The sequence below is a fragment of the Mycobacterium colombiense genome, assembly GCF_001953985.1.
Classification (GTDB): Bacteria; Actinomycetota; Actinomycetes; order Mycobacteriales; family Mycobacteriaceae; genus Mycobacterium; species Mycobacterium colombiense_B.
Map to the genome: position 1 here is coordinate 88,980 of NZ_MBEI01000028.1, position 12,915 is coordinate 101,894.

Sequence of the window (12,915 nt, forward strand, 5' to 3'; positions counted from 1 at the left end):
GCGGCGCTCGGCGCCCGGCTACGCGAGTCCGGCGCGGACGTGGTAGCGGCGTTCGGCGTAGGCGAGGTCGTCGCGCCAGAGTTTGGTGGCCGCATAGCGCATGACGGGTGTGATCAGCCGTTCTGCCCGGGAGGCGTGTGCGAAGCCGGGCCGGTCCGAATGCGCGATGGTGGCCTCCAGGACGGCGGTGCGGGGCCGGCCGTCGGGGCCCGAACCCATTGGCGTCGCGTGGGTTTCGACGACGCTGCCGGTTCCCTCGCCGTCCACGATCCGCATGACGACGGTGCGTGCCTCCGGGCAGCTGAATTCCGCGACGACGGGCACCCCCAGGCGTCCCATCCGGAATGTCACCGCCACCAGGAATCGGTCGACCTGTTCGGTGGGCGTCGTGAGCACGTCGAGCCGGGTGAACGAGTAGGGGTGGTACCACGCGCCGTGCCAGGGATCGAGCCGGTTGGCGATGATGTCGCTCGGCTCGCACACCCCCTCCATGCGGGCGACCGCGCTCAGGGTGTCGCCGGTCGGCCGTTGCCCAAGCACCGGCCGGTCCAGCGGTTGCTCCTTGCCCACCGTGTCGAGCCGCACCCACGCGAGCACCCCGTCGTCGTGACTGGGCAGCGGGCTCCAGCCGAACTCGCGAGTGTGGCCGTCCAGCGTCAGCCCGTGCCACCGGCAGATCAGCGCGCCCCGGTGCACGGTGCCGGTCGCGAGGTCGGCGCCCAAATGGGGACAACTGCGCGGCCCCACGCACAGCCGGCCCTGTTCGTCACGCCAGGCGACGACGTCGACACCGGCGACGCGCGTGCCGAAGGGCCGCCCCCCGGGCACCCGGTCGCTGGCGGCGAAGGCGTACCAGTTGCCGGTGGGCTTGCGCTGGGCGCGCTGCAGCGCGCCCTCGATGATGGCGGGCTGTGCGTCGCGGTACGTCGGGCGCTGATCTGCCCATGACGTGCGCGGGATCACCTGCAGCGGCCAATCTTTGGCCCGCACGGCGGACAGGCGTTGCTGAAGCTGATCGCGAATCTTCATGATCGGCTGGCTCTTTCGCGGGCGGCAAGCCATCGCAGCAGTGGTGACCGGCCTTGGGTGGGTACCGTGGCCAACGGGTGTCCGGCTAAACCCCATCGTTGCAGGAGTCGGTTGGCGGCGCACCAGCCGGTTGTTGCGGCCCGCTCCATCAGTGCCACCGGCAGGTCGATGCGGATGGCGTCGCCGGCCAGCAGCAGGCCCGGCGTGGGCGTGATGATCGGGGGCCGGTGGGGATAGGAGCCGGGCGAGAACAGCGGACAGTCGCTGCGATGCAGCAGCTTCTCGTGGACGATCTGTGCCGCGGCGGTTTCGGGATACACCCGGTGCAGTTGTCGTAGCGCGGCGGCGCGCGACGGCGCGGAATCCAATGCGTACGAGTGCAACTCGACGACCGAACCGCGGTGCGCGGCGGCCCAGTCGCGCGCCTCGCGTTCGTAGCGCTCCAGCACGCTGATGTTGTCGAGCGGTTCGTGGCCGGCCGTGCCCAGGAACGCCGGCCGGTGCGCCGCGACCGGGCGGTCGAGCCACAGCCGGTGCACGGCGAACGGCGGCGCGGTGCGCAGCCGCGCTATCTGGGCGCGCCAGTCGTCGGTGCCCAGGTCGCTGGACGCCGCAACGATCCGCTGCAAACCCGCGATGTCGGTGGCCAATACGACGGCGTCGACGTCGGGGTGGTCGTCGGAATCGGTGTGCACCCGAAAGGTCTTCGCCGGCTCCGCGTCGATGCGCAGGACCTTGGTGGCGAGCCGGAACCGCACGCCTTGCCCTTCGAGATAGCCGCGCAACGGCTGCCAGAGCGCGCCGTCGTAGTTCGCCGACGGCACGTCGAAGATCAGGCCTTCGGAGGACCCCAGGAAGTAGATGTGAAACATGGTCGCCAGCTCGGCCGCGGAAAGCTGGGCGGGGTCGGCGAAGAAGCTGCGGGAGAACACCTCGAACGCCAGATGCCTTGCCGCCTCGGGGAATCGGATGTCTTTGAGGAACGTCGCGGCATCGGTGTCATCCAGGCGCTGGTAGGTGCCGGGCACCGATACGGCGGCCAGCGGTGCGGCCGCGCGGGCGTCGATGCGGGTGAAGTCGCGAAGCCGGAACGTGGGACTGCGCGCCGCGAAGACCACGGCGTTCCACGGTGGGGTGCGCGGCAGCCCGCGGAAGCTGTCGCGCCGGCCCGCCCCGTCGATCAGCGGGTAATCCTCGACGGGGGTCAGCATCCGCAATTGCGGGTCGATCCTCTCCAGCAGGGCGCGCAGGTTGTAGTACTGCCGGAAGAACGCGTGGAAGCCGCGGTTCATCGCGAGCTCGGCGCCGCCGTCCCGCTCGGTCCACCCGCCCACCCGGCCGCCCAGATAGGGCTCGCTTTCGATGACCTGGACGGCGACGCCGCGCTCGGCCAGCCCGGTGGCGGCGCTCAGCCCGGCGATCCCGCCGCCGACGACGGCCACCCGCGGGCGCGATTCCAGCGCGTCGGCGTCGGGCAATCCCGTTGGCGCGGCGAAGGTTCGGCGATGCCGGTCGGCGCTCATCGCGGCGCATCCGCCAGGAAGGTGTGCACGATGTTGGCTTCCCAGCCGGGCATCGTTTCACTGTGCACCGCGGTGAAGCCGGCGTCGGCGAGCCGAGCCCGAAAGCGCGCGGCGCCGTCGAATGCCAGCACGCTGCGCCACAGGTAGCGGTACAGCCCCGTGTCGCGGGTGCGCCACCACCCGGCGGGGATGATGATGCCCCAGCACACGGCGTGCCAGATGCGGGTGGCCGCGGGGGAGTCGCGCACCGAATATTCGTGCACCGCCAGCGTGCCGCCCGGCCGCAACAGCTCGCGGAACTTGCGCAGCTGTGCGTCGCGGTCGGCGACGTTGCGGATCAGGTAGGCGGCCAGGATGCCGTCGAACGGCCCGGTGATCCCGTGCTCGGCCAGTTGTTCGACCGGGGTGTGGACGAAGCGCACCGAGGCGGGCCAGTCCTTCGCACGCGCCGCGTCGAGCATCCCGCGCGAGGCGTCCACGGCGACGATGTCGGCCTCGGGCGCGACGGCGAGCAGCGCGGCCGTCGAGGCACCCGTGCCGCACCCGGCGTCGAGCAACCGTAATCCCTTGCCGCCGCCGGGAATCCGCATCCGCCGGGCCGACAGGGACAGCTGAGCGTGGTAGCCGGGGCTGGCGCCGACCAGGCGATCGTAGGCCGGCGCACCCGCGTCGAACGCGGCCGCCAACTCGCCGGGCCCCGCGTCACCGACGCGCACGTTGCCGTTCCCACAGCAGCAGCACCGCGGTGACCAACGCGAAGCCGAACAGAAAATCTTCGACCGGGATGTCGAACGGGAACCGCACGCCGCTCAGCTGCCGATCGTCGTAGCTGACGATGGGGGAGCTGAGTTTGGTCAGCCACCCGTCAACCGGGATCTGGAACCCGAGCACGATCAGCATCGACAGCCAGTACGCCGGCCGCCGGAAGAGCCCGGTTCGCAGCACCGCCAATTCCAGTGCGAAGACCAGCAATACCGCCAGCGCGGCCGGCAGGGCGTAGCCGACGCCGGTCATCGCCGATGCACCTTTTCCAGGATGGTGGTCACGGCGTTGTAGGTCAGCAACGCGCACACCGGGATGACGAGGAAGAACAGCACCTCTTCGATTGGCACCCGGAACGGGATGCTCAGGCCGCACAGATAGTTGCGGTCGTAGGTCCACACGTGCGCGGCCACTGCGATCTCATCCCAGACCAAAAAGACCGCCGCAACCGGCACGACCGCCTTGATGACCCGCCGCCACTGCCGGTACACGCCGGGGCCGAAGATTTCCAGCGGAGCGGTGATCACCAGGCATGCGGCGAGCACCGCCAGGTATTGCCACCGATCGCTCATGCGGCCCCCGATTGACGAACGCCCCGTGCGCTGTTTCGCGCCCGCCACGACCGTATCAGCCCCGCGCCGGCGACCCGTAGCCGTCGCGCCGTCCCGACGGTGGCCCGGTGATCGAACACCGCGAAGTCGCTTCTTTCGATGCAGTCCAAGATCTCTGAATACAGAGCCGCCGCGGTCGCCACGCATGGTCGCGAGCGGCGGGCGAGCGTGTCGATTCCGCTCGTGGCGAATCGGTAGGTCTGCCAAGCGATTTCGTGCTGGGCGATCAGGGCGCGGCGCACCCGTGGATCGGTGCGGCGCTGCGCGTGGCACCACATCAGCAGCTCTCGGTCGACGCCGTCGGCGGCCAGTTCGTCGGCCGGCAGGTAGACCCGGCCGCGCTGCAGGTCCTCATCGACGTCGCGCAGGAAATTCGTCAGCTGAAACGCCCGGCCCAGGGCCGCGGCGTACGGCGCGGCTTCCTGCACCGGCGTGACGGTGCCCAATATCGGAAGCACTTGCAGCCCAATGGCTTCCGCGGAGCCCCGCATGTAGTGGTTGAGGGCGTTGCGGTCGGGATAGTCGGTGACCGTGAGGTCCATCCGCATCGAAGCCAGGAAGTCCTCGAACAGATCCGCGCTGATCCGGTAGCGCCGCACGGTGTCGGTGACCGCGGCGACCAGCGGATCCTCCAGATGCGCTCCGTCGGAGAAGAAGCGCTCCGCGAGCTGCTGCAGCCGTAGGCCTCGGGCGTCGGCGCCGACCTGCGGGTCGAGGACGTCGAGGATGTCGTCGGCGTAACGGGCGAAGCCGTACAGCGCGTGCACCGGGGGCCGCTGGTCGGGCGCGAGCAGCCGGGTGGCCAGGAAGAAGGTGCGGCCATGGGCGGCATTGAGTTCGCGGCATCGCCGGTATCCGTCGCGCAGCCGCGGATCGGCGATTCCGGCCGCGGTCAACTCGCCGCGCATCACGGCAGCCCCGCCTTCATGTCGATGTGCGCGGCCGATCGCGTGGTGGTGCCGGTAACGCGGTCGGCGGCGAGCCGCCCGGAGATCAGCGTGGTCGGCACGCCGACGCCGGGCACCGTGGAAGACCCTGCGAGCACGGCATTGTCGATGCCACGCACCATGTTGCCCGGCCGGAACGGGCCCGTCTGACCGAACGTGTGGGCGAGCGCGAACGGACTGCCGGCCGCCATGCCCTGCCGCGCCCAGTCGACCGGTGTGACGACACCCAAAACCGTTGCGTCTTGCGGCAAACCGGGTAGCAGCCGGTCGGCGACGTGCGAGATCATGTCCTCGACGTAGGCGCCGCCGGTATTGGCCCAGTCGATGGTGCCCCGCTCGAGGTTCGGCGCCGGCGCGAGCACGTAGAGCAGGTCACGTCCCTCGGGGGCCACGGTCGGGTCGCTGGCCGTCGGCCGGGTGACCAACAGGGACGGGTCGCTCATGAGTTTTCCGTCGTCGACGATGTCGGTGAATGTCTGATCCCATGCCTCGCCGAACAGGATGGTGTGGTGGGCCGTCCCCGATGCGACGGCGGGACAACCCAGGTGCGCGACGACGGCCGAGGGCGAGGGCCGCAGCCGCACCGCGCGACGCGGTGTGCGGCCCAGCAGCGCGTAGGTCTGCGGCAGCTCGGTGGTCAGCACCACCGCGTCGCAGGCGATGCGCCCGGTCTGCTCGGTCACCACCGCGCTGACCCGGCCGCCGGCGCGTTCGAGCGCGGTAACCGTTGCGCCGTAACAGAATCGGACGCCGGCGCCGGCGGCGGCCGCGGCCAGTGCGTCGGGCAGCGCGCGCACGCCCCCGCGCGGAAACACCACGCCCGAGATCGTGTCCATGTAGGCGATCACCGCGTACACCGCCAGCGCGTCGCGCGGCGCCACGCCGGCGTACAGCGACTGGAAGGTGAAGATCCGCCGCAACCGTGGGTCGCTGATGTACCGCTTGACCATCCGGTCCCACTTGCGGAAGCCGCCGATCGCGGTCAGCTGCGCCAACTGCGGGGTGAGCAGCGACAGCGGGGAATCGAAGTTCGCGGCGATGAAGCCGTCGAATTCGGTGCGGTACAACCGCGTCAACCACTTCCGGAGCCGCCGGTATCCCGCTGCCTGCCCGAAGCCAGCGAACTCTGCGACGGCGTCGGCCATCCGGTTCTCGTCACTGTGCACGTCCAGCGCACTGCCGTCGGCGAACACGGCGCGGTAGGCCGGGTCGAGCGTCAACAGCTCCATGCGGTCCCGCAGTCGCTCGCCCACGGCCGCGAGTGTCTCGTCGATGATGTCCGGCATGGTGAGCACCGTCGGCCCGGTGTCGATCCGGTAGCCGTCGATGTCGAGACGACCGGCCCGCCCGCCCGGCCACTGCTCGCGCTCCACCACCGTCACCGCGCGCCCGCGGCCGGCCAGGTGCAGCGCCGCGGAAAGTCCGGCCAGGCCGGCGCCGACCACCACCACGTGATCTCCGCGCCCCTCGATGGTCCGCATGATCAACAGGCTCCCCGGTCGGTGCTGCTCATTCAGCGCGATCCGTGCAGACACCCGCCATTTCGGCCAGCGCGGTACGAACCGGCTCGTCGATCGGCAGGTCGGTGAGGTGGTCGCGCGCGGAAGCGACGCGGTCGCCGATCATCTCCTCGATCAGCTGCACCGCTCCCGTCTCGACGATCAGCGCTTTCCACCGGTCGATCGCGTTCCCGTCGAGGGTTTCACGCTCCGCGAGCTCGATGAGTTCACGCCGGATCGGCGCATCGGCCAGCTGGTGGGCGGCGACCACGACGCTGGTCGCCTTGCGCTCCAGCAGATCGCCGGCGCTGGGCTTGCCCGTCACCGCCGGCGAGCCGAAAACGCCGAGCACGTCGTCGCGTAGCTGGAATGCCTCGCCGACGGCGGCGCCATAGCGGCCCAGTTGGGACAGCGTCCGATCGTCGCACTCGCCCATGGCGGCGCCGATCTCCAGCGGCCGGCGCACCGTGTAGTTCCCCGACTTGCGCCGCGCCACATCGAGCACGGCTTCCAGCCGAGGCATCTGACGCGCATCGTTGGTCAGGTCGGCGAATTGCCCGACGGCGAGCTCGGTGCGCATGGCGTCATAGCGTGGCCACGCGCGTTGCAGACGCCGGGGTTCGACGCCGCTGTCGCGCAGCATCTGTTCGGCCCAGATGAGGCAAAGGTCGCCCAGCAGAATGGCGGCGGATTCACCGAATCGCCGCGACGAGCCGCACAATCCGCGCTCGCGATGCCACTGGCCGAACTGCCGATGCGCCGACGGGCGGCCGCGCCGCTGGTCGGAACCGTCCATGACGTCGTCTTGCAGCAACGCGAAGGCGTGCACCAACTCGAAACTGGCCGCGGCCCGCAGGGCCGCGTCGTCGGGCGGCGCGCCGCACAGCCAGCCCAGGTACACGAACGTCGACCGCAGGCATTTACCGCCGGAAACGAACTGAACCAGGATGTCGCCGGCGGCATCGATGCGCGCATCATCCAGTTCGCCGACGCGCCGCGCGACGATGAAATCGACGACATCGCCCAGCACCGTGCGTCGCACGTTCGACCGCCATGCTTCGAAATCGTCAGCGCTCAGCCAACCGATCGCCACCGGCGGCGACGCCGTGGCCGGTGAAAACGACAAAGCTCTCATAGTGCCCAAGCGCTCCCTCCCGGACGGCTGGGCATGCCCAGCCCCGTCCGGCCCAAACACCCGCGTCATACCCGCCGATAAGGCGGGCAAAACCACAGCGCTGACCGTCAGACGCTCCCTTGCGCCCACCGCTACGACATACCACCTTGTTAAATAACTTAAACATTAATTTAATGAACTGCACCGCCGCGACAATCACCCCGACGGCCGCCGAAAAGTCGTGTTGCGCAACGATGAATCCGGGCTGGCCACCGCCCGGTTGTTCTTCAGTCCGCTGAACGCGCACACTCGCGTCGCGCTCGCCGGTCTAACCGATGCGGACCTGACCGCCGCACACCGGGTTTTCGCCGCGCTGATCGACGCGCTGCGGTGCTTCAAGGACGAATTGGACGAGGCGCCGAAATCCTGACCACCGCACGGGGTTAGCCGAATATCACGACGCGGCGCTGTGCGTGGTTCGGGCCTGAGTCGGTCGTGGCCGGGCCAGATCGGAGAGGAACTGTCGTCGCGCTCGCAGGATGTCTTCCAGGTTCTGGAACGCCTCGGGCACCGAACCGGCGATCGACAGCCCGTTGTGATGCACGATCCGCAACAGGGGGCGAACGGCCGCGCCGCCGACCACTCCGCAGTACACGCGCGCCTTGCGGAATTCGTCGTTGAGGGACAGCAGCGCCCGAAACCCCTCCACGCTGATGAAGCTCAGATGACTGAGGTCAAGGACCAGGGGAGTCTTGAGGCGGGCGAAGTTTCGGATCGCGTGGGTGAGGTCCTTCGCGTTCGAGGCGTCGATCTCGCCGTCGACGCGTAGGACCGTGCCGAGACTGCGCGCATGGACGAACAGGTGTGCCCTGTCGAAGTGAGCCATGTACCGGCACCGGGTGGGGTCATGTGGGTCCGCGGAATTTGCGGAGCGAATAGCGGTCATGAGAGCGCCTATCGGATGGTGAGAAGGGAGTGAACAGTGTTTTGCACACCGCTCCCGTAAAGACGCAGCTGTGAACTCAACCTTTCGGCAGCTTACCGCCGAGGTGAGCGCCCAGATACCGACATTCCGAAACACCCCAGGCCGCGCCGCGAACACCACGCGAGCGCGACCAGCGCTTTCCTACGCGGTCCGACGGGTGTAGACGGCCAGGTCTTCGTTTTCCGGCCTTTTGGCAACCAACGCCTGTTCGCTTACCGGCCGGGCTCAACAGCGGTTTGGCTCCATCGGACGCGGGTATGCGCGTGTACAACAACAAAACGCAGTGAACCCCCTGATGGACGTGAGGGGTGATGCGTCCCAATGGAAGACCTCGGACGCCGGTGGTGCCGGCTGGCGATCGCATCCGCAGTCACGACGATGCTGTTTACCGCACCGGGCCAGGCCGTCGCCGACCCGGGCAACACTGTGTTTCCCGGAATGGAGATCCGCCAAGGCAACACCGTCTGCATGGTGGGCCTGGTCGAGCCGCGGCTACGGGTCGCGATGACCAGCGGCCAATGCGATGGCGGCCAGTCGGTGGTGACCGACCGTGACCGCAAACCGATCGGCAACGTTGTCCTCGGCCGCCGCCAGGTCGACGCGGACTCCACCGCGGACACCTCGATGCTGCCGGTGGAATACGAGGTCATCGCGATCGCTCCGGAGCTGACGCCCAGCGATGTGCTGCCGACGGGGCGCCATCTGGGTTCCGCACCCGGAGTGCGCGCCCAGACCGGGATGCCCGTGTGCCAGCTGCGCGCGAGCGGCCAACGATGCGGGTCGGTCAGCTCGGTAAGCAACGGCCGCTTCACCATCACCGACATGGCCGCCGACAGCCGGGACTTCGGCGGTCCGGTGTACACGTTGACCGCCGACAACAATGCCGTGATCGTCGGACTGGTCGAGGGCACGTGGCGATCCTCGCCCCAGATCGAGTCGTGGCAGGCCGTCATGGCACAGGTCTATATCGACAGCCACACCTACAGCCCGCAGCAGCCCCCGCCCGGTCTGCGAATGATCGGCTGGCGCACAAGCGGTTCTGCGTCGCCGTAATTTTCCCGCAGAGCCGCAGCGCGACGGTGCCGCACGCCTTGTTTCCCCCGGCCCAGAATGGGAATCCGCCGCCGGTGAACGTTTTCGAACTTGTGGCGCTGCCGTTTCAGTGGGGCTCCGCGATCCGGGGCAAACGGTTCTTCCATCCGATCGGGGTGCTGGCGGAGGGTTACATCGAACGCGTCGCCCCTCCGGCGCAGGGCTTGCCGATCGCATCCTCGGAGATTGTTGCGCGCGTGTCCAAGGCCACCGGGACGCCAGGGGCGCTACCCGACTTCATCGGGTTGGCCGTCCGGCTGCCCACCCCCCAGCCCGCGGACAAGCCGTGGGACATCCTGCTTGTCTCGTCCGGGTCGGGGGTGCTGTCCCGCGCGGTTGCGCTCCGGCCCGCCACATCCTGGAATGGCCAGACCCTGACCACGCTGATGCCGTTGCACTATCAGGGCAACAATTGGTGGCTGCGGGCCCGGACCTCGAGCGAGATCGGCGGCTCGGGCTTGTCCCTGGACAGTGTCCGGTCAAAGCTCGAGCGCAGCAACATCGAGGTGACACTCGACCAAGCCTGCGGCAGCGGCCATTTCACACCCCTGGCCCGCATCACGCTGACCGCCGCACTCGATCCCGAACGCGACCACGACGTGTCCTTCGACCCGGTGCTCAACACGGCGCCCGGCCTGAGTTTGCACCCCCGGTGGTTGGCCGATCTGCGCGCCCGCGCCTATCAGCACAGCCGCGAGGGCAGAGATGCCGAAGAGTAGCCGTTGTCCATCAGCCGGTGCGCCCCAACAAATGACGCAGCGCCGCGTCGAGGCCCGGCTGACGGAACCGGTGTCCGGCGGCGGCGAGCGCGGCGGGGGCAACGCGCTGGCTCGCGCACGCCAGTTCGCGGGCGCCCTGATCGCCCAGCAGTAACCGCGGGCCGAGTGCCGGCACCGGCAGCACGGCCGGCCGGTGCAGCACCCGCGCCAGGACGGCGGTGTATTCGCTGTTGCGAACCGGTTGCGGTGCAACGGCATTCACCGGACCCGAGAGTGTGGCGTCCCACAGCGCACGGTGATAGATGTCCACCAGATCGTCGATCCCGATCCAGGACAGCCATTGCCGCCCGTCGCCGAGCCGGCCGCCCAGGCCGGCGCTGAACAGCGGGCGCATCAGCTTCAGCGTGCCGCCGGCCGGCGATTGCACGATGCCGGTGCGCACCTGCACCACCCGCACCCCGGCCTGCCGCGCGGGTGCGGTCGCCTCCTCCCAGTCGGTCACCACGTCCGCCAGGAACCCGTCGCCGCGATCGCTGTCCTCGGTCAGGGTGTCATCGCCCCGGTCGTATCCGTAGTAGCCGATCGCCGACGCCGAGATCAGCACGGACGGACGTGGGTCGGTGCGGGCCAGCAGTTCGGCCAGCCGCCGAGTCGGCCCAATCCTGCTGTCCCGCACGGCCCGCCGGTGTTCATCGGTGAACCGGCCGGCGATCGATGCTCCCGCCAGATGGATCACCGCGTCGACCCCGTCGAACAACCGGGGGTTGGGATCGTCTGTGTCCCATCGTCGCTCGTCGTCAGAGCGTGGCGCGTGCCGGACCAGCCGGATCACCCGGTGGCCACCGGTGCGCAGGAAGGCGGTCAATGCCGAACCGACCAGTCCCGAGGACCCGGTGACGGCGATCGTCAGGGGCCGCAGCCCGTTCTCGGCGGCCAGCCGGTGCGCGGCCAGATCGTCGGCCAGCTGCCGATGGCGGTAGTCGAACATCGGCCGCAACAGCGACGCGGGCACCGGGGTGTCGACCCGGTCGATCACCCTGGTGCGGTTGCCGCCGAGGTCCTCGAATTCGTGGGTGTGCTTCCAGCGCATGGCAATTCGCGCCGGCAGCGCGGCCAGGCCATCGCCGCCGATGGCGTCGACGAAACGCCGCGGCGGGTCGTAGCCGTCGGGCTGATGGACGGCGACCCAGCGCAGACCCCCGGGCAGCGCCAGCGTGGCCCGCCCGTCCTTGAGTGAGGCCGCCTCGGTGACCAGCCGCATCGGCTGCCACGGCGGCGAGAGCCGGGCGAACGCGCCCGGCCTGGCGTGCCAATCGAAAACGTCGGTGATGGGAGCGTCCACGACGCTCGAATAGTCCAGCCCCATCCCTGAAACGTTAGGGAGAGTGCTACCGGTCCGGCAAGGCGTGTTCGACGATGGGCAGCCGGGCCTGCGGCTGCCGCACGCCACGCTTGGCCGACAGGTACACCTGCGCGGTCTTGTCGGCCACCGTGTGCCAATCGAAATCGGAGGTGAGTCGCTCGCGGGCGGCGTGGGCGCGCTGCTGCGCGGCCTGCGGGTCGTCGAGCACGGTGCGCACCGCCGCGGCCAGCCGGGCCACGTTGCGCGGCGGGCACGACACCCCGGTCTGGCCGTTGATCACCGCCTCGCCCAGGCCGCCGATGTCCGACGTCACCAGGGGAGTGCCGGCCGCGGCCGCCTCCAGCGCGACGATCCCGAACGGCTCGTAGTGGCTGGGCAGCACCGCGGCGTCGGCGCGATGCAGGACGGCCAGCAGCTCGGCGTGGTCGAGGTGCCCGACGAACCGGATCGCCTTGAGCACCCGGTGTTTACGGGCCTGCTCGATGAGCCAGCCCTGCTGGGTGCCCTCGCCGGCGATGGTCAGCGTGGTGCCGGGGTGGCTGCGCCTGATCCGCGGCAGGGCGGCGATGACGTCGTGCACACCCTTCTCGTATTCGAGCCGGCCCAGGTAGAGCAGTTCGGCCGGCCCGCTGCGCGGCCGGCGCGCCGCGAACGGCCACCGCGCGGTCTCGATGCCGTTGCAGATCACCGTGATCTCGGCCAGGCCGGGCCCGAACAGTTCGGTGATCTCGTCGGCCATCGACGCCGAACACGTGATCAGCGAGTCGGATTCGCGCACCAGCCAGGATTCGACCGCGTGCACCTGGCGGCTGATCGCGCCGCTCACCCAGCCGGAATGCCGGCCTGCTTCGGTGGCGTGGATCGTGGAAACCATTGGCGCATCGTAGAATTGGGCGAGTGCGATCGCCGGGTGGGCCACCAGCCAGTCGTGGGCGTGCACGACGTCGGGCCGCCACGCGCGGTTGGTGCCCGGCTTTGTCAGGGGCAGCCCGGCGCGAATCATGGAGTGGCCCATGGCGAGCGTCCACGCCATCATGTCTGTGCCGAAGGTGAATTCGTGCGGATCCTGGGCGGCCGCGATCACCCGGACACCCTCGCTGATGTGGTCGGACGACGGATGGCTGCGGGGATCGGTTCCGGTGGGGCGGCGCGACAGCACGACGACGTCGTGACCGGCGGCGGCGAGCGCGGTCGACAGGTGATGCACGTGCCGGCCGAGCCCGCCGATCACCACCGGCGGGTATTCCCACGACACCATCAGGATTTTCACG

The 12,915-nt window shown here is 69.5% G+C and carries 14 protein-coding genes; 3 read left to right on the top strand and 11 right to left on the bottom strand.

Features of this window, described 5'->3' with window-relative positions:
- Positions 1-18 precede the first annotated feature (18 nt).
- The 8 genes from A5732_RS05285 to A5732_RS05320 are packed head-to-tail and all read right to left on the bottom strand — an operon-like array spanning position 19 to position 7,566.
- On the bottom strand, positions 19-1,029 hold the full coding sequence (locus A5732_RS05285; RefSeq protein WP_076101197.1) for a DUF5914 domain-containing protein: 1,011 nt from the start codon (positions 1,027-1,029) through the stop codon (positions 19-21).
- A complete protein-coding gene (locus A5732_RS05290) occupies positions 1,026-2,552 on the bottom strand; it encodes a hydroxysqualene dehydroxylase (RefSeq protein ID WP_076101199.1) in 1,527 nt (508 codons plus the stop codon). Before A5732_RS05290 ends, A5732_RS05285 begins: the two co-directional genes overlap by 4 nt.
- Positions 2,549-3,268, bottom strand: a complete 720-nt coding sequence (locus A5732_RS05295; protein WP_076101201.1) for a class I SAM-dependent methyltransferase — start codon at positions 3,266-3,268, stop codon at positions 2,549-2,551. Before A5732_RS05295 ends, A5732_RS05290 begins: the two co-directional genes overlap by 4 nt.
- A complete protein-coding gene (locus tag A5732_RS05300; protein ID WP_076101203.1) occupies positions 3,255-3,566 on the bottom strand; it encodes a lycopene cyclase domain-containing protein in 312 nt (103 codons plus the stop codon). Before A5732_RS05300 ends, A5732_RS05295 begins: the two co-directional genes overlap by 14 nt.
- Positions 3,563-3,886 (bottom strand): lycopene cyclase domain-containing protein, encoded by a 324-nt coding sequence (locus tag A5732_RS05305; RefSeq protein WP_065054623.1) that lies wholly within the window; start codon positions 3,884-3,886, stop codon positions 3,563-3,565. Before A5732_RS05305 ends, A5732_RS05300 begins: the two co-directional genes overlap by 4 nt.
- Entirely contained in the window at positions 3,883-4,836 is a 954-nt protein-coding gene (locus A5732_RS05310; RefSeq protein WP_076101206.1) for a phytoene/squalene synthase family protein, read from the bottom strand. The genes A5732_RS05305 and A5732_RS05310 overlap by 4 nt, the downstream gene beginning before the upstream one ends.
- The gene (gene crtI, locus A5732_RS05315) at positions 4,833-6,353 is read right to left on the bottom strand and encodes a phytoene desaturase family protein (protein WP_076055344.1); all 1,521 of its coding nucleotides are present in this window, start codon (positions 6,351-6,353) and stop codon (positions 4,833-4,835) included. The genes A5732_RS05310 and crtI overlap by 4 nt, the downstream gene beginning before the upstream one ends.
- A gap of 28 nt (positions 6,354-6,381) precedes the next feature.
- Entirely contained in the window at positions 6,382-7,566 is a 1,185-nt protein-coding gene (locus tag A5732_RS05320) for a polyprenyl synthetase family protein (protein WP_081389592.1), read from the bottom strand.
- A 160-nt stretch (positions 7,567-7,726) separates the two neighbouring features.
- Between A5732_RS05320 and A5732_RS05325 the strand changes: the two genes are divergently transcribed.
- On the top strand, positions 7,727-7,915 hold the full coding sequence (locus A5732_RS05325; protein WP_076101209.1) for a hypothetical protein: 189 nt from the start codon (positions 7,727-7,729) through the stop codon (positions 7,913-7,915).
- 24 nt (positions 7,916-7,939) lie between these two features.
- Here the strand turns inward: A5732_RS05325 and A5732_RS05330 are convergent, their stop codons facing one another.
- Positions 7,940-8,371: an STAS domain-containing protein gene (locus A5732_RS05330; RefSeq protein ID WP_076055311.1), complete on the bottom strand. Its 432-nt coding sequence runs from the start codon at positions 8,369-8,371 to the stop codon at positions 7,940-7,942.
- 420 nt (positions 8,372-8,791) lie between these two features.
- Between A5732_RS05330 and A5732_RS05335 the strand changes: the two genes are divergently transcribed.
- The gene (locus A5732_RS05335; protein ID WP_076101212.1) at positions 8,792-9,523 is read left to right on the top strand and encodes an Rv1815 family serine proteinase; all 732 of its coding nucleotides are present in this window, start codon (positions 8,792-8,794) and stop codon (positions 9,521-9,523) included.
- A gap of 74 nt (positions 9,524-9,597) precedes the next feature.
- On the top strand, positions 9,598-10,281 hold the full coding sequence (locus tag A5732_RS05340; protein WP_076055346.1) for a phosphodiesterase: 684 nt from the start codon (positions 9,598-9,600) through the stop codon (positions 10,279-10,281).
- 10 nt (positions 10,282-10,291) lie between these two features.
- Here the strand turns inward: A5732_RS05340 and A5732_RS05345 are convergent, their stop codons facing one another.
- Complete coding sequence (locus A5732_RS05345; protein WP_076101215.1) at positions 10,292-11,647, bottom strand: TIGR01777 family oxidoreductase; 1,356 nt, start codon at positions 11,645-11,647, stop codon at positions 10,292-10,294.
- 22 nt (positions 11,648-11,669) lie between these two features.
- Complete coding sequence (locus A5732_RS05350; protein WP_076101218.1) at positions 11,670-12,914, bottom strand: glycosyltransferase family 4 protein; 1,245 nt, start codon at positions 12,912-12,914, stop codon at positions 11,670-11,672.
- Position 12,915: the final 1 nt, after the last annotated feature.